Annotated in this window: 1 protein-coding gene; it reads left to right on the forward strand. The window is 53.6% G+C overall.

Going from position 1 to position 588, the window contains the following annotated elements; genetic code table 11:
• The coding region (locus VE26_RS19080) for a hypothetical protein (protein WP_046103255.1) at positions 1 to 581 on the forward strand (581 nt) is incomplete at its 5' end.
• Positions 582 to 588: the final 7 nt, after the last annotated feature.

A 588-nucleotide genomic window follows, 5' to 3' on the forward strand; every position in this document is an offset into this window, starting at 1 on the left:
GAGGAGAGAGTAAGGGGGGAGAAGAGAGGGGGAAGGGTGAGGAGAGCGGGGAGAAGGGGAGAGAGGGGGGGAGAGTGGGAGAGGAAGGGGTAGAGGGGAGGAAGGTAGGGAAAGAGGCGAAGGAGACGGGGGGCGAGAGGAGAAGGGGGGGGGAGGGAAGAGGAGGAAGGGGGGGGGAAGAGAAAAAGGAGGAGGGAGGAAGGGAGGAAGGAGAAGAGGGGAAGAAGGGGAAAAAAGAGGGGAGAAAAGAGAGAAGAAAGGGAAGGAGAGGAAGAAGAGGAAGGGGAGGGAGGAAAGGGAAAAGGGGAAAAAGAGAAAGAAAAAGAGAAAGAAAAGAGAGGGGGGGAAGGAGAGGAAAGAAGAAGGAAAGAAAGAAGGGAAGAGAGGGAGAAAGGAGAGAGGGGAAGAGAAAAAGAAAAGAGAGAAAAAAAAAGGAGAAAAAAGAGAAAGAGAGAGGAGAGGAGAAAAGGAAGGAAAGGAAGGAGAAGAGGGCAAACGAGAGGGAGAGAGGAAACGAGGGCGAGGAGAAGAGAAAAAGAGACAGGGACGGAGCATTTTCACCGGCGTGCCCTTCGGCATGACCAATCG

Source organism: Devosia chinhatensis (genome assembly GCF_000969445.1).
In the GTDB taxonomy this organism is placed as follows: domain Bacteria; phylum Pseudomonadota; class Alphaproteobacteria; order Rhizobiales; family Devosiaceae; genus Devosia; species Devosia chinhatensis.